The 15,104-nt window shown below is 66.9% G+C and carries 15 protein-coding genes; 3 read left to right on the forward strand and 12 right to left on the reverse strand.

What is annotated here, in order from left to right:
• The 4 genes from OJI97_RS09305 to OJI97_RS09320 form a co-directional block, all read right to left on the reverse strand.
• A partial coding sequence (locus OJI97_RS09305; RefSeq protein WP_297662874.1) for an NAD(P)(+) transhydrogenase (Re/Si-specific) subunit beta occupies window positions 1-1,231 on the reverse strand: 1,231 nt, incomplete at its 3' end.
• A 59-nt stretch (window positions 1,232-1,290) separates the two neighbouring features.
• On the reverse strand, window positions 1,291-1,572 hold the full coding sequence (locus OJI97_RS09310) for a proton-translocating transhydrogenase family protein (RefSeq protein ID WP_257550601.1): 282 nt from the start codon (window positions 1,570-1,572) through the stop codon (window positions 1,291-1,293).
• Window positions 1,573-1,596: 24 nt separating this feature from the next.
• Complete coding sequence (locus OJI97_RS09315) at window positions 1,597-2,718, reverse strand: NAD(P) transhydrogenase subunit alpha (protein WP_297662877.1); 1,122 nt, start codon at window positions 2,716-2,718, stop codon at window positions 1,597-1,599.
• A gap of 10 nt (window positions 2,719-2,728) precedes the next feature.
• Entirely contained in the window at window positions 2,729-2,848 is a 120-nt protein-coding gene (locus OJI97_RS09320; RefSeq protein WP_297662879.1) for an aa3-type cytochrome c oxidase subunit IV, read from the reverse strand.
• A 233-nt stretch (window positions 2,849-3,081) separates the two neighbouring features.
• Between OJI97_RS09320 and OJI97_RS09325 the strand changes: the two genes are divergently transcribed.
• Window positions 3,082-4,515 carry a sigma-54 dependent transcriptional regulator gene (locus OJI97_RS09325; RefSeq protein WP_297662881.1) on the forward strand — a complete coding sequence of 478 codons (1,434 nt, stop codon included), beginning with the start codon at window positions 3,082-3,084 and terminating at the stop codon, window positions 4,513-4,515.
• Window positions 4,516-4,653: 138 nt separating this feature from the next.
• Here OJI97_RS09325 and folP read toward each other — a convergent pair whose 3' ends face one another.
• The 8 genes from folP to glmM form a co-directional block, all read right to left on the reverse strand.
• Window positions 4,654-5,784, reverse strand: a complete 1,131-nt coding sequence (gene folP, locus OJI97_RS09330) for a dihydropteroate synthase (protein WP_297662883.1) — start codon at window positions 5,782-5,784, stop codon at window positions 4,654-4,656.
• A 152-nt stretch (window positions 5,785-5,936) separates the two neighbouring features.
• Window positions 5,937-7,076 carry a site-specific DNA-methyltransferase gene (locus OJI97_RS09335; protein WP_297662885.1) on the reverse strand — a complete coding sequence of 380 codons (1,140 nt, stop codon included), beginning with the start codon at window positions 7,074-7,076 and terminating at the stop codon, window positions 5,937-5,939.
• Between the two features lie 221 nt (window positions 7,077-7,297).
• The gene (locus OJI97_RS09340) at window positions 7,298-8,320 is read right to left on the reverse strand and encodes a DUF2804 domain-containing protein (protein ID WP_297662887.1); all 1,023 of its coding nucleotides are present in this window, start codon (window positions 8,318-8,320) and stop codon (window positions 7,298-7,300) included.
• Between the two features lie 14 nt (window positions 8,321-8,334).
• Window positions 8,335-9,231: an oxidoreductase gene (locus OJI97_RS09345; protein WP_297662889.1), complete on the reverse strand. Its 897-nt coding sequence runs from the start codon at window positions 9,229-9,231 to the stop codon at window positions 8,335-8,337.
• A 16-nt stretch (window positions 9,232-9,247) separates the two neighbouring features.
• Window positions 9,248-9,805 carry a ribonuclease HII gene (locus tag OJI97_RS09350; RefSeq protein WP_297662890.1) on the reverse strand — a complete coding sequence of 186 codons (558 nt, stop codon included), beginning with the start codon at window positions 9,803-9,805 and terminating at the stop codon, window positions 9,248-9,250.
• Window positions 9,806-9,908: 103 nt separating this feature from the next.
• A complete protein-coding gene (gene thiD, locus OJI97_RS09355) occupies window positions 9,909-11,051 on the reverse strand; it encodes a bifunctional hydroxymethylpyrimidine kinase/phosphomethylpyrimidine kinase (RefSeq protein ID WP_297662892.1) in 1,143 nt (380 codons plus the stop codon).
• A complete protein-coding gene (locus OJI97_RS09360; protein ID WP_003051183.1) occupies window positions 11,048-11,272 on the reverse strand; it encodes a DUF1272 domain-containing protein in 225 nt (74 codons plus the stop codon). The genes thiD and OJI97_RS09360 overlap by 4 nt, the downstream gene beginning before the upstream one ends.
• Before the next feature lie 39 nt (window positions 11,273-11,311).
• Complete coding sequence (glmM, locus tag OJI97_RS09365) at window positions 11,312-12,652, reverse strand: phosphoglucosamine mutase (protein ID WP_297662897.1); 1,341 nt, start codon at window positions 12,650-12,652, stop codon at window positions 11,312-11,314.
• 119 nt (window positions 12,653-12,771) lie between these two features.
• On the opposite strand from glmM, the gene OJI97_RS09370 reads away from it, so the two are divergent.
• Window positions 12,772-14,019 carry a cation:dicarboxylase symporter family transporter gene (locus OJI97_RS09370; protein WP_297662899.1) on the forward strand — a complete coding sequence of 416 codons (1,248 nt, stop codon included), beginning with the start codon at window positions 12,772-12,774 and terminating at the stop codon, window positions 14,017-14,019.
• Window positions 14,016-15,011: an aldo/keto reductase gene (locus OJI97_RS09375; RefSeq protein ID WP_297662901.1), complete on the forward strand. Its 996-nt coding sequence runs from the start codon at window positions 14,016-14,018 to the stop codon at window positions 15,009-15,011. The genes OJI97_RS09370 and OJI97_RS09375 overlap by 4 nt, the downstream gene beginning before the upstream one ends.
• Window positions 15,012-15,104 lie beyond the last annotated feature (93 nt).

Here is a 15,104-nt window from a genome sequence, read left to right on the forward strand (position 1 = left end):
GGTTGGTCACGTCGTTGGCGCCGATCACGAAGGCGACGTCGGCCTGCGCGAACTCGCCGTTGATATCCTCCAGCTCGAACACCTCGTCATAGGGGACGTTCGCCTCGGCGAGCAGCACGTTCATATGGCCGGGCATGCGGCCCGCGACCGGGTGGATCGCATATTTGACGTTGACGCCTTCCTTCTTGAGCACGTCGGCCATTTCGCGCAGCGCGTGCTGCGCCTGCGCGACCGCCATGCCGTATCCGGGGACGATGATGACATTCTCCGCCTGGCTCATCAGGAAAGCGGCATCGTCGGCGCTGCCCGGTTTCCACGGGCGCTGTTCCTTGCTTCCGCCGGCCGCCGCGCTGGAATCGGCGCCGAAGCCGCCGGCGATCACACTGATGAAGCTGCGGTTCATCGCGCGGCACATGATGTAGGACAGGATCGCGCCCGACGAGCCGACGAGCGCGCCGGTGATGATCATCGCGGTATTATGCAGCGTGAAGCCCATCGCCGCCGCAGCCCAGCCCGAATAGCTGTTGAGCATCGACACGACCACCGGCATGTCGGCGCCGCCGATCGGAATGATCAGCAGGAAGCCGATCGCGAAGCTGAGCGCCGTGACCGTCCAGAACACCCACGGCGACTGGTCCTGCGTGAAATAGGCGACGAGCCCGATGATCGCGGCGAGCGTCGCGAGATTGATGACGTGGCGCCCCGGCAGCATGATCGGCGAACCCGACATATTGCCGTTGAGCTTGAGGAAGGCGATGACGCTCCCCGAAAAGGTGATCGCACCGATCGCGATGCCGAGCCCCATTTCGATGCGGCTGACGGTGAAAATCTGCCCCGCCGCGTCGGCGATACCAAAGGCGCCGGGGTTGAGATAGGCCGCCGCCGCCACCGCGACCGCGGCCAGGCCGACGAGGCTATGGAAGGCCGCGACGAGTTGCGGCATCGCGGTCATCGCGATGCGCCGCGCCGTGACGAGGCCGATGACGGCGCCGATGCCGATCGCGCCGAGCACTTCGGCGATCGCGACCGTATCGAGCGCGCCGCCGGCGCCGCGCGGAACATGGGTGAGCAGCGTGGTGACGACCGCGATCGTCATGCCGATCATGCCGAAACGATTGCCGCGCCGCGACGACGCCGGGCTCGACAGCCCGCGCAGCGCGAGGATGAAGAGGATGCCCGAGGCCAGATAGGCCAGTGCCACCCAGGGATTGATCGGTGCTACTTCGTGCATGCTAATTCCCCCGTCGGGCCATCCGTCCACGACCCGTCAAATCCATGGATCGCAGCGCCTCAGCGCTCCTTCTTCTTGTACATCGCCAGCATCCGCTCGGTGACCGCGAAGCCGCCGAAGATGTTGATGCTCGCCATCACCACCGCGGCGAGGCCCAGCCATTTCGACGAGGCCGATCCCGCCGCCGCGCTGGCGATCAGCGCGCCGACGATGATCACCGACGAGATCGCGTTGGTGACGCTCATCAGCGGCGTGTGCAGCGCCGGGGTCACCGACCAGACGACGAAATAGCCGACGAAGCAGGCCAGAAGAAAAATCGAAAAGATGGAAATGAAGTCCATTGCGTATCTCCCGCTAGCCGCCGATCAGGCGAGCAGCCGTTCGTTGACGACCTTGCCGCCCTGCGTCAGGCGCACCGCATTGCCGATTTCCTCGTCGAGGACGGGCTTGCCCTGCTCCTTGTCCCAGAAGGCCGAGAGGAAGTTGAACAGGTTGCGGCTGAACAGCGCGCTCGTGTCGGCGGGCATCAGCGCGGCGATATTTTTGGCGCCGATCACGGTGACGCCGTGAATCTTCTTCGCTTCGCCCGACACCGATCCTTCGACATTGCCGCCGCTTTCGGCCGCCATGTCGACGATCACGCTGCCGCTGCGCATCGTCGCAAGCTGCGCGTCGCTGATCAGTCGCGGCGCGGGGCGCCCGGGGATCAGCGCGGTGGTGATGACGATGTCCTGCTTGGCGATATGCGACGACACGAGCTCGGCCTGCGCCGCCTTATATTCGTCGGACATTTCGGTGGCATAGCCGCCCGTGCCTTCGCCCTCGATCCCCGCGACCGTCTCGACGAAGATCGGCTTCGCGCCGAGCGACAATATCTGTTCCTTGGTCGCCGCGCGCACGTCGGTCGCGCTGACCTGCGCGCCGAGGCGGCGCGCGGTCGCGATCGCCTGCAGACCCGCGACACCGACTCCCATGACGAACGCCTTGGCGGCGCTGACCGTGCCCGCCGCAGTCATCATCATCGGAAAAGCGCGGCCATAGGCGTTCGCCGCCATCAGCACCGCCTTGTAGCCCGCGAGGTTCGACTGGCTGGAGAGGATGTCCATCGACTGCGCGCGCGTGATGCGCGGCATGAATTCCATCGCCAGCGCTTCGAGGCCGAGCTTGGCATATTCATCAACCCGCGCACGCTCCCCGAACGGGCTGAGCCCGGCGGCGAGCCAGGCGCCGTCGGCAAAGCCCTTCAGCCCCGCGGGATCGGGCCCCTGAACCGCGAGGATGATGTTCGCACCCTTGAGCACTTCGGCGCGGCTGCCGACCGATGCGCCCGCGGCGGCATAGTCGGCGTCGGCGATCGAGGCGGTTTCCCCTGCCCCTTTCTCGACGGCGAGTTCGGCGCCCAGCCCGATGAATTTCTTCACGGTTTCGGGAGTCGCGGCGACGCGAGTCTCGCCAGCGGCGAGCTCCTTCAGGACAGCAATGCGCATGTCAGGCCGGTCAGGAGATCAGAAGGACGACGATGACCGCCGCGACCGCGCTGGCGATCGCGCCGACCTTGAACAGGCTCAGGAAACCCGCATAGGTTTCGTTCGCTGCCTTCATTTCCTGCTCTGCCATGACCTGTCCCCTTTGCCTTTCTGCCCGAAAGGCACGCGCCCGCGCGCCCAGAATCGGAATATCGCGCCGGTCTTAGCCACGCCGCCCGCGATGCTCAAGGGCGCTTTGTCCAAATCGGCGCGCGGCAAAAGCCGAACGGCCTTAATGCCCCTTTTACCCCTTGCGGCTACATCTGGACGCGAACGCGGAATCCGGCATGGCAAATGTCGCCAAAAGGGGGCAGAATCAGAACGATGGCGAATGCGCGCGACACGCGAATGGTGATGATCGTCGATAGCGAGCCTGCCCAGCAGCGCTTTCTGTCGGCCCTGGTCTCGCGCGGCGGCTGGCGGAGCGTCGTCGCGGGCGATACCGACACCGCACTCGCCAAGCTCGGCACGCAGGAGGGTATGGCGCTCGACGCGGTGCTCGTCGATCAGGGCACGCCCGGGATGCCGATCGCCGAGTTTGTCGCCGAACTGCGCCGCTGGCGCCCCGCGCTGCCGCTGATCGTCATCACGATGCGCAACGGGGTCGAGATCGCGGTCGCGTCGATGCGCGCGGGCGCGAGCGATTTCGTGCAAAAGCCGATCGCCCCCGACCGGTTGCTCGGCGCGCTCGACCGCATCGTCGCGCCGAACGGCCCGCAGGGCGAGCTTCGCCCGCTCACCGAGAAGCTCCGCGCGCCGCTGGCGTTCGAGGAGATCATCGGGTCGAGCCCCAATTTCCGCAGCGCTCTCGCCATCGCCGCCAAGGCCGCGCGCGCCCGCGTGCCAGTGATGATCAACGGCAAGCCCGGCACCGGCAAGGAAGTCTTCGCCCGCGCGATCCACAGCGCATCCCCGCGCGCCCGCGGCCAGCTCGTCATGGTCGACTGCTCGGCGGTGTCGCCGGGGCTGATCGGATCGGGGCTGTTCGGCCACGAGCGCGGCGCCTTCCCCGGCGCCTTCGACCGTCAGGTCGGGCGACTGGTGCAAGCCGACGGCGGCAGCATCATCATCGACCATGTCGAATGCATCCCGCTGGAAACGCAGGCGAAGCTCGTCGAATTTCTGAACAGCGGCGAGGTCCAGATGATCGGCGGCTCGATCCGCCAGAGCGTCGATGTCCGCATCATCGCGACGAGCGCGAGCCCGCTCGACAAGCTGATCGAGGCGGGACATTTCCGCGAAGACCTCTTCTACGCGCTGTCGACCGCGCAATTCACTTTGCCCTCGCTCTCCGAACGCCGCGGCGATGTCGGCCCGCTCGCGCGCCACCTGCTCGCGCGCATCGGCGGCCTGCCCGGCATGGGGCCGATCGGCGTCACCGACGACGCGCTGCGCCTGCTCGCCGCCTATGCCTGGCCGGGCAATGTCCGCCAGCTTCAGGACGTACTGTTCCGCGCCGCGACGTCGAGCAAGACCGACGTCCTCACCAGCGCCGATTTCAAGGCGATCGAGGCTGCGCTCGGCGGCGGCACGCCGGGGGGCGAAGGCGATGTCGCGATCAACGGCGAAGCGATCGGCATCACCCTTTACCTTCCCGACGGCAATCTGCGCCCGCTGGAAGAGATCGAAGCCGACGTCATCCGCCTCGCCATCGGCCATTACCGCGGCCGCATGAGCGAAGTCGCCCGGCGGCTGGGGATCGGCCGCTCGACCTTGTATCGCAAGCTGAGCGATCTGGGGATCGATACGGCGGCGTGAGCCCGCGTCATTGCCGATAAATCATGCCGTTCCCCCGCGAAGGCGGGGGTCCATCTTCTGGCGGCGCCCTGTAGCACGGATCGGAGATGGGTCCCCGCCTTCGCGGGGACGCGCTGGTTTTTGGATTTGGAACGGGAATCACCCCGTCAGCGCCGCATCCCTGAGCCCGCGCCACACGCGCAGCGCCTGTCGGTTTTCCGCCACATCATGCACCCGCAACAACTGCGTGCCCTGCGTCGCCGCCTGATAATGCAGCGCCACGCTGCCGCCCAGCCGCGCGTCGGCGGGCGCCTCATTATCGAGCGCGCCGATCATCCGCTTGCGGCTCGCGCCGAACAGCAGCGGGCAGCCGAGCGTATGGAACAGCGCCAGCGCGTTCACCAGCGCCAGATTGTCGCCGACCCCCTTGCCGAAGCCGATGCCCGGATCGACGATGATCTTCGCCGGATCGATCCCCGCCGCCTTGCAGGTCGCGACGCGCTCGGCGAGCAGGTCGTAGACGTCGAAAACGGGGTGCGCATAGGTTCCGCCCTCGTGCGGATCGCTCTTTGCGGAGGGGGCGTGCATCAGCACGACCGGGCAGCCGGCCCTGGCGACGACCTCCATCGCGCGCTCGTCGTACCGCAGCGCCGAGATGTCGTTGACGATCGTCGCGCCCGCGGCGAGCGCCGCTTCCATCACCGCGGCCTTGCGCGTGTCGATCGACACCGCGACGCCGCCCTTCGCGAGCGCCGAAACGACACCCTCGATGCGCTGAATCTCGTCGCCTTCCCAGACCAGCGGCGCGCCCGGCCGGGTCGATTCGCCGCCGACGTCGACGATCGCCGCACCCGCCGACGCCATGGAGAAACCGGCGTCGATCGCCGCGGCGGTATCGACATGCTTGCCGCCGTCCGAGAAGCTGTCGGGGGTGGCGTTGATTATGCCCATGAGCTGCGGCTCGCCCAGCCGCACGATGCGCTCGTCGAGTTGAAGATTGCCGCGCGGACGCGCCACCGCGGCGCGCTGCGCCGTTGCGGTCGCGGCCAGCCGGTCGGGCATCGCCGCGATCCACGCGTCGAGTTCGGGCACCGGAACGATCGCCGATTTGACGCTGCCGTCGTCGCGCAGGCTGACGTGCCACGCCGCGAACCAGATCATCGTATCGGCAAGGCGCAGGCAGGCATCGTCCAGCTCGTGCGGCCGATCGACGAAGCAGGCCGGGCGGAGGTAGACGCGCGCGTCTTCCCACGTCGTTCCAAGGTCGGGCCTGGTCAAAGGTTGGAACATCTGTTTTCCTTACCCCTCCGCCGAACTTAAAACCGCGTGTCCCCGCGAAGGCGGGGACCCATCTCCGGTCGGCTCCATCTTGCACCGGCCGGAGATGGGCTCCCGCCTTCGCGGGAGCACACGGCTCTTTTATTCAACCCTATCGAATATCCCTACGCCTCGTTCGCGAGCAGCCAGTCCTGCCGCACCGCGTCGATCACCCGCAATTGCTTGCCGTCGTCGATGTGCCAGAAGGTCCAGCCGTTGCAGCTCGGCGCGCCCTGCACGCCGGCGCCAACCTTGTGGATCGATCCCGCGTCCTGCCCCGCGCAATCGAGCGAACCGTCGACGCGCACCACCGCTTTCCAGCGGCGTTTGGCGTCGGTCAGCACCGATCCCGGCGCGATCATTCCGCCTTCCACCAGCGTCCCGAAAGCGACGCGCGTCGCGGCTTTCGGCGCCATCATCGTCTTCACCGTGCTTTCGTCGAGCGGCAGCGCCATTTCGATGCGCTCTTTCGCCGCCGCGATATAGTCATCCTCGCGCTCGATGCCGATGAAATGGCGGCCGAGGCGTTTCGCGACTGCGCCGGTGGTGCCGGTGCCGAAAAAGGGGTCGAGGATCACGTCACCGGGGTTCGAGCAGGCGAGCAGGATGCGATAGAGCAAGGCCTCGGGCTTCTGCGTCGGGTGGACCTTATGTCCGCCCTTCTTCAGCCGTTCCTGCCCGCCGCAGATCGGGATCAGCCAGTCGCTGCGCATCTGCAATTCGTCGTTGAGCGTCTTCATCGCGCGATAGTTGAAGGTGTAGCGCGCCTTCTCGCCCATCGACGCCCAGATCAAGGTTTCGTGCGCGTTGGTGAAGCGTGTGCCCTTGAAATTGGGCATCGGGTTCGCCTTGCGCCAGACGATGTCATTGAGGATCCAATAGCCTTGATCCTGCAAGGCAGCACCGACGCGGAAGATATTGTGATAGCTGCCGATGACCCAGATGCTGCCGCCGGGTTTCAGGATGCGCTTCGCTTCCTTCAGCCACGCATGGGTGAAGCGGTCATAGGTCGCGAGGCTGTCGAACTTGTCCCATTCGTCGTCGACCGCATCGACCTGGCTGCCGTCGGGGCGATGCAGGTCGCCGCCGAGTTGCAGATTATAGGGCGGATCGGCGAAGATCATGTCGATCGACGCGGCGGGTAAGCTGCGCATCATCGCGATGCAGTCGCCCTGCAGGATGCTGTCGAGCGGCAGGTCGGCCGGGACCGCCTTTGGTGCCCGCTGCTTCGCCGCCGGGGCCTTGACCCGTTCCATCACACCCATGCCGCTTGCCCCTGTTTCCATTGCAAAGAAGGCCTTGATGAGTCCGGCGGAGTCCGCCGTCAAGCCCGGGACTCTAGGGATTCCGCGTGTCCAAATGGTTAAGCGGAGGAGAACGAAAGGAGTCTGCCACGACATATGGAGTCTGTTGCGACTCGGGGACTCAACCACTGGTGGTGTGACGATCGGGACTCACTCACGGAAAAAATTTCGCGCAGCGATGGCTACCAGCGGTTCGCGACCTTCTCGGCAAAGCCCGGCAGGCCCCGCACCGTCAACGCGGTGCCGTCGTCGAGGATCGCCCGGCCGGAGAAATAACCGAAGACCTGATCCTGCTCGGTCTGGACCATCCCCGCATCGACCTTCGCCCAGCGATTGACCGCGGGCGCAAAATCCATCTCGAAGCGGCCGTCGTTGCTCGTGAAGCGCCACGGCGCGCCGTCGGGCACGCCATCGGGCATATGGAAGGTCACCTGATCGAGCTTGTGCGCGCGTCCGTCGACGAACAGCATATTCTCGCTCGCCGCCGACGTGTCGCCAAAACCGTAGCCGATATTGAAACCGAACCGGCGTCCGTCGACCAGCCCCGACGCCGATCCCCAATACCAGACATTGTCATAGGTCCAGACGCCGCGCCCCCAGTCGAGCACCGCAAAGGCCGTTTCCGGCACGAAATCATGCGCCTCCGTCCCGATCTTCACACGCCCTTGCGCTGCCATGCAGTTGATCTTCTGGTTGTAGTAGAAAGCGTGCGGATCGTCGGCGAAAGGCGTTGCGATCACCATCCGGTCCATCGCCGGCTGATCGAGCCAGATCTCGCCCGACAGCCCGCGGCCCTCGTCGAAGCCCGGTGCATGGACGGTCAGCCGCCGTCCGCCGGGCTCGTGCCGGAAAGCGAGTTCGAGCCCGTCCCGCGCCTGAACGATATCACCGCGATCGGCGCTCGGCGGCAGCGCCATGCCTCCCATCGGCTCGGCGACCAGCGCGCCGTGATTGACGAAGCGCGCCCCCCGCAAATCCATCCACGACACGCCGAGAAAGCCGACATAGCCATTGTCGGCGACGGTCAGCGCGAGCCCGAAATCAGCATCGAGCACGCAATAATAATCCCATTCCTTGATCCGCGCCGGATCGGCGGCGATCGCCGCGCGGTCATAGCGGCGCAACTCGCGCGTCGCATAGCCGGGGTCGATCAGATGCCCGGCGGCATCGTGCAGCGGCCCCTCGTCCATCACATGCTGCGCCATCCCCCGCGTCCCTTTCACAGCCCCGGATCGACGCCGGTAAGGTCGATCGAGCGATCCCACAGTTCGCGCGCCGGCTTCGGGTCGCGCGCCTTGCCGCTGGCGCGCGCCGGGCCCGAACGCCCCGATATTTCGCCCAGCCCCTGCGGCCCCAGATAATCCCCGCCCTGCACATTCGCGCCGGTCGCCGCCTGCAAGGTCGGCCAGGCGCCCTGCGCGGCGCTGTTGAAGAAGGGCGTCGCGAGCGGCGTCATGCCGCGCAGCGGGAACGGCAGGTGCCGCGTGAGCTCGGTCAGCGCGACGCCCGGATGACAGCCGATCGCCTGCGTCGCCCGGCCCGCGGCGCTGAGCCGCCGGTCGAGCTCGAACATGAACAGCAGGTTCGCGAGCTTGCTTGTCTGGTAGCGCTGCCAGTGATGATAGCTGCGCTGTGCGCCGAGGTCGCTGTAATCCATCGCACCGCCCTTGTGCGCGAGGCTGGCGGTGACGACGATGCGGTCGTCGACATGGCCGTGAATCAGCCCGGTGAAGGCAAAGGTGCCGAGGTGATTGACTCCGAATTGCAGCTCATACCCCTGCTTGGTCAGCGTCCGCGGCGGGATCATCACCCCGGCGTTGTTGATCAGCCCATCGATGCGCGGCCCTGCCAGCACCGCCTGCGCGGCCTCCTTCACCTGATCGAGATCGGCGAGGTCGAGCGGCTGGAACGACAGGTCGGCGGCGGGCGTATCGGCGCCGATGCGATCCATCGCCGCCTCTGCGCGGCCCGCGTCGCGGCAGGCAAGCACGACATGCGCGCCGCGCGCCGCCAGCAGCTTTGCCACCTCGAAACCGATCCCGGCGTTGGCGCCGGTGATCAGGAAGCGCCGTCCGGTCTGGGTCGCAACGTCATCGGCCGTGAATCCGCTGCGCATCGCCCTCTCCCGTCCGTCAGATCAGCATGAGCTGCGCGACCGGCGCAAAGCTCGCGCGGTGGTGCGGCGTCGGCCCATGCTTGCGCAGCGCCGTCATATGTTCGGGCGTGCCATAGCCCATATTCCGGTCCCAGCCAAAGCCCGGATAGTCGCGCGCCGCGGCGACCATGAAGCGGTCGTGATGCTCCTTGGCGATGATGCTCGCCGCCGAAATGCACGGATGGAGCGCGTCGCCGCCGACGATCGCGCGCGCGCTGTAGCGCCATTTGGGCAGGCGGTTGCCGTCGACCAGCACCTCGTGCGGGTCGAAGCCCAGCGCCTCGACCGCGCGCGTCATCGCGAGGAAGGTCGCCTGCAATATGTTGATGCGGTCGATCTCCGCAACGCTCGCCTCGCCGACGCCCCAGCGGCAGCGCGCCTTGATCAGGACCTCCAGCTCGCCGCGGCGTTTCGCGGTGAGTTTCTTGCTGTCGTCGAGCCCGTCGATGCCGCCCTCGCACAGCAGCACCGCCGCCGCGACGACAGGCCCCGCAAGCGGCCCGCGCCCGGCTTCGTCGACGCCAACGATCAGCACGGTCCCCCCTCCCCTTTAGGGGAGGGGCTGGGGGTGGGGGCTGTCGGGATGGCGCAAGGCCGATGGCCCCCACCCCAACCCCTCCCCTGAAGGGGAGGGGCTTTCAGATCCGCCACGGCGGATACCTCCGATATTCGCCTGCCTGATACAGGCATAACCGATTGCCGGCGGGGTCGATCAGCCGCGCCTCGCGCCAGCCCCATTGCTCGTCCTTGGGCATCTGCTCGAACGGCACCCCGCGCCGCGCGAGATAGGCAACCCAGGCGTCGAGGGCGCCGCTTTCCAGATAGGTCGTCGTGCCGCCCACCGCGCCATCGCCGACATGAATCGACAGGGTCACGCCATTCGCGGCCTCGAACCTTGCGTATCCATTTTCAGGGCTGTCGACGATCTGCGTCAGGCCGAGTTGCCTGTAGAAAGCGACCGACGCCGCATAATCGTTCGCCGGCAGCGTGATCTGGTTGAGCGCCGGTCCGGTGAACAGTCCGTCGTTGCGCACCGCCTGCTGTCCCATCGGGCCATGCCCGCTCCCCAGCCCCGGCGCGTCGAGCAGAGACAGCCGCACGAAATCGCGCGCGCGGGCAATCGCGGGTTCAAGCGGCATCCCCTGCGCCAGCCCGGTCGCGATCGCGCTCGCCAGCGTGCAGCCGGTGCCGTGGCTGTGCGGCGTGTCGATGCGCGGCGCCTCCCAGCGCGCGACTTCGCCCTCGCCCGTCTCGAAGAGCCGGTCGATCACCGTTTCGCCCTCGGCATGGCCGCCCTTCACCAGCAGCGAGCAGCCATGCGCGAGCACCGCCTCCTCGCCGCCGAGCGCTTCGAGCTCGGGCAGGTTCGGCGTCGCGACCATCGCGCGATTCAGCAGCGCGCGAAACGCCGCGATCGTCGCGGCATCGGCAAGCACCGATCCGCTCGTCGCGATCATCACCGGATCGAACACCACCGCGGCCTCGGCCAGATCGGGCCGCGTCAGCCGTTCGGCGACCGCCGCCGCGGTCTCCGCGCTGCCGATCATGCCGATCTTCACCGCATCGACGCCGATGTCCGACGCGACGCTGTCGATCTGCGCGAGCACCATCTCGGCCGGGACCGGATGGACACCCTGCACGCCCAGCGTATTCTGCGCGGTGATCGCGGTGATCGCGGTCATCGCATGGCCGCCGAGCATCGTCACCGTCTTGATATCGGCCTGGATGCCCGCACCGCCGCCGCTGTCGGAACCGGCGATGATGAGAATGCGTGCGGTCAACGCTTGAACTTTCGCTCCGTCGAAGCCGGGAATTTGGCGAGCGCCGCGCCTTCGCGCAGCGGCCGGTCGAGCAGGTCGCCGCCGCAATTGGGGCAACGCTCGTCGAGCTTGTCGGCGCAGGTCGCGCAGAAGGTGCATTCGAACGAGCAGATAAACGCGCCGTGGATATCGGCGGGCAGATCGCGGCCGCAGCGTTCGCAATCGGGTCGCATTTCAAGCATTCCAAATTTCCTTCAAATCGTTCGTATCGAAAGAGCTATTCAATTCGCCGCCGCGACGCGCACCGCGTCGCAGATCATGTCGACCACCTGTTCGACCTGTCCGGCATCGTCGCCCTCGGCCATCACCCGGATCACGGGTTCGGTGCCCGACGCCCGGATGACGAGGCGGCCGCGGCCGTTCAGCGCCGCTTCGCCTTCGGCGATCGCCGCCTGGACATCGCCATTCTCGAGCGGCTTGCCGCCCGCGAAGCGGACATTCTTCAAAAGCTGCGGCACCGGATCGAACTGATGCAAAAGCTCGCTTGCGGGCTTTTCCGAGCGGACCAGTTCGGCGAGCACCTGCAACGCCGCAAGCGTGCCGTCGCCGGTCGTCGCATGGTCCGACAGGATCATATGCCCCGACTGTTCGCCGCCGACGTTGAAGCCGCCGCTTTTCATCCGTTCGAGGACATAGCGGTCGCCGACCTTGGTGCGTTCGAGCCGCAGCCCCTCGCCCTCCAGAAAGCGTTCGAGCCCCAGGTTCGACATCACCGTCGCGACGACCCCGCCGCCTTTCAACAGTCCCTGCCGCGCCCAACTCGCGCCGATCAGCCCCATGATCTGGTCGCCGTCGACGATCGCGCCTTTTTCATCGACGACGATCAGCCGGTCGGCATCGCCGTCGAGCGCGATGCCGATGTCGGCGCCGCTCGCGACCACGGTTTCCTGCAGCAGGCCGGGCGCGGTCGAGCCGCAGCGGTCGTTGATGTTGATGCCGTTCGGGGTGACCCCGACCGCGATCACATCGGCGCCCAATTCCCAGAACACCGTCGGCGCGCTGTTATAGGCGGCGCCGTTGGCGCAATCGAGCACGATCTTGAGCCCGTCGAGCCGGACCGATTCGGGCAGGCTCAGCTTGACGGCGTGGATATAGCGGCCGCGCGCGTCCTCGATGCGTTTGGCGCGCCCGATCAGCGCCGGGTCGGCCAGCCGCGGCTCCTCGGTCAGCCGCTGCTCGATCTGCGCCTCATCCTCGTCGGACAATTTATAGCCGTCGGGGCCGAATAATTTGATGCCGTTGTCGGCATAGGGATTGTGGCTGGCCGAGATCATCACGCCCAGGTCGGCGCGCATCGACCGCGTCAGCATCGCGACCGCCGGGGTCGGCATCGGTCCGACCTGGACCACGTCCATGCCGACGCTGGTGAAGCCCGCGACCAGCGCATTTTCGAGCATATAGCCCGACAGGCGGGTGTCCTTGCCGATCACGACGCGGTGCTTGTGGGTGCCGCGCAGAAAATGCGCGCCCGCCGCCATGCCGACGCGCATCGCGACCTCGGCGGTCATCGGGACCCGGTTGGTCAGTCCGCGAATCCCGTCGGTTCCGAAAAACTTGCGCATGGCACCTCTGCTACTTAATCCGGGTCGCAGGACAAGAGCCGACCCCGGCACATAGGGAGGCCCTAGGTCACCCGTTTTTGCTTGGCAAGCTGGGCTCTCTTCCTTTGGGGGATTTGAACTTGAAATCGGCATGGATTATCCTTTCGGCGCTGGTCGCCGGCATGTTGCTGGGGATCGGGATCGAGATGGCGTCCCCCGACACCGGCACCGCTTCGCTGCCCTTTGTCGAGCCGATCGGCACTTTGTGGCTGAACGCGCTCAAGATGACGATCGTGCCGCTCGTCGTCGCGCTGCTCGTCACCGGCATCACCGCCACCGCCGACGCCGCGCGCGCGGGCAAGCTGGCGGCGCGCGCCGTCGCGACCTTCATCGGCGCCAACCTGATCGTCGGGATGATGACGCTGCTCGTCCTGCCGCTTCTGCTGCGGCTGTTTCCGTTGTCGGCGGCGGCGGCAAACGGGCTCCGCCACGGGCTCGGCGGTTCGGTCGAGGGGACCGCCTCGCCGAGCTTCGCCGACTTCCTGCTGTCGCTCATCCCGACGAACCCGATCGCCGCCGCCGCCGATACCGCGATCCTGCCGCTGATCGTCTTTACCGCCATCTTCGCCTTTGCAATCACGCGCGTCGGCGCGGCCGAGCGCGCGATCCTGTCGGGCCTGTTCAAGGCGCTCGGCGACGCGATGCTCGTCGTCATCGGCTGGGTTCTCGCGCTCGCGCCGATCGGCGTCTTTGCCCTGGGCTATGCGCTTGCGGTCAAGGCCGGGGTCTCGGCCTTCGGCGGGCTGCTCCATTATGTCCTGATGCTCTCGGCGATCGGCGCCGCGACGATCCTGCTCGGCCTGTTGCTCGCCGTGCTCGCCGCGCGCATTCCCCTGCCACGCTTCCTCCGCGCGATGGTGCCGACCTTCGCGGTGGCGCTCAGCACGCAAAGCTCGCTCGCCAGCCTGCCCGCGATGCTGCGCGCGACCGAGGATCTCGGCGTCGATCCCAAGAAAGCCGATGTCGTGCTGCCGCTGGCGGTCGCGCTGTTCCGCTTCACCAGCCCGGCGATGAACCTCGCGGTCGTCGTCTATGTCGCCTGGCTGTTCGGGGTCGAGCTGACGCCGTGGGAGATGGCAGTCGGCCTCGCGGTCGCGCTGGCCGCCGCGCTCTCTTCGGTCAGCCTGCCCGGATCGATCAGCTTCGTCACCTCGATCGCGCCGATCGCGATTGCGATGGGGGTGCCCGTCGCACCGCTGGGGCTGCTCGTCGCGGTCGAGACTTTTCCGGACATCTTCCGCACGATCGGCAATGTTATCGCCGACGTCGCCGCCACCAAATTCGCCGCCGACGGAGTCGACAGCGACAGCAGAGGAGAAACGCCATGAAATATCGCAAGCTCGGCCAGGGCCTCACCGTGTCCGCCATCGGCGTCGGCTGTATGCCGATGATCAAGGGCGGCAACATCCTCTATGGCGAGGCCGCCGACATGGACGAGGCGACGCGGACGATCCACCGCGCGATCGACCTCGGCGTCACTTTCTTCGACACCGCCGAAATCTATGGCCCGTTCAGCAACGAGGAACTGCTCGGCGAAGCGATCCGCGGCAAGCGCGAGGGGCTCGTCATCGCCACCAAATTCGGCTTCAAATTCGACGGCAAGCAGATCGTCGGGGTCGACGGCTCGCCCGAAAATGCGCGGCGCGCCTGCGAAGGTTCGCTCCGGCGGCTCGGCATCGACACGATCGACCTCTTCTACCAGCACCGCGTCGATCCCTCGGTGCCGATCGAGGACACGGTCGGCGCGATGATGGAGCTCGTCAGCGAAGGCAAGGTCCGCCACATCGCGCTGTCCGAAGCCGGTCCCGAAACGCTGCGCCGCGCCGCCAAGGCTGCGCCGATCGCCGCCTTGCAGAGCGAATATTCGATCTGGGAGCGCGACGTCGAGGCCGAAATCCTGCCCGTCTGCCGCGAATATAGCATCGGCTTCGTCCCCTATTCGCCGCTCGGCCGCGGCTTTCTCGCGGGCGCCGTGCGCAGCCGCGACGAGCTGCCCGAGAATGACTGGCGCCGCAACGATCCACGCTATTCCGAGGAGAATTTTCCCGCCAACCTCGCGATCGTCGATGCGATTGCCGGGGTCGCGGCGAAGCATGGCGTGTCGAACGCGCAGGTCGCGCTCGCCTGGCTGCTCGCGCAGGGGGACGACATCGTGCCGATCCCCGGCACCAAGCGCCGCGCGACGATGGAGGACAGCGTCGGAGCGGCCGACGTCACCCTGACCGCCGCCGACCTCGCCGCGATCGAAGCCGCCGCGCCGGTGGGCGGGACGAGCGGCCCGCGCTATGGCGAGATGGGGATGCGGATGGTACGGTTGTAGGACTTCGGCTTTCGACCGATAACGCGGGAATAGGTAAGGATCATATTCTCTCCCCTTGAGGGAGAGATACGAAGGCTTGGCAGCTTGCTGCCT

The sequence above is a fragment of the Sphingopyxis sp. genome, assembly GCF_025869345.1.
Lineage (GTDB): Bacteria > Pseudomonadota > Alphaproteobacteria > Sphingomonadales > Sphingomonadaceae > Sphingopyxis.

Coding starts and splice junctions, on each gene's coding strand:
- OJI97_RS09310 (WP_257550601.1), bottom strand. CDS start 1,572: ATGGACTTCATTTCCATCTTTTCGATTTTTCTTCTGGCCTGCTTCGTC.
- OJI97_RS09315 (WP_297662877.1), bottom strand. CDS start 2,718: ATGCGCATTGCTGTCCTGAAGGAGCTCGCCGCTGGCGAGACTCGCGTC.
- OJI97_RS09320 (WP_297662879.1), bottom strand. CDS start 2,848: ATGGCAGAGCAGGAAATGAAGGCAGCGAACGAAACCTATGCGGGTTTC.
- OJI97_RS09325 (WP_297662881.1), top strand. CDS start 3,082: ATGGCGAATGCGCGCGACACGCGAATGGTGATGATCGTCGATAGCGAG.
- folP (WP_297662883.1), bottom strand. CDS start 5,784: ATGTTCCAACCTTTGACCAGGCCCGACCTTGGAACGACGTGGGAAGAC.
- OJI97_RS09335 (WP_297662885.1), bottom strand. CDS start 7,076: ATGGGTGTGATGGAACGGGTCAAGGCCCCGGCGGCGAAGCAGCGGGCA.
- OJI97_RS09340 (WP_297662887.1), bottom strand. CDS start 8,320: ATGGCGCAGCATGTGATGGACGAGGGGCCGCTGCACGATGCCGCCGGG.
- OJI97_RS09345 (WP_297662889.1), bottom strand. CDS start 9,231: ATGCGCAGCGGATTCACGGCCGATGACGTTGCGACCCAGACCGGACGG.
- OJI97_RS09360 (WP_003051183.1), bottom strand. CDS start 11,272: ATGCTTGAAATGCGACCCGATTGCGAACGCTGCGGCCGCGATCTGCCC.
- glmM (WP_297662897.1), bottom strand. CDS start 12,652: ATGCGCAAGTTTTTCGGAACCGACGGGATTCGCGGACTGACCAACCGG.
- OJI97_RS09375 (WP_297662901.1), top strand. CDS start 14,016: ATGAAATATCGCAAGCTCGGCCAGGGCCTCACCGTGTCCGCCATCGGC.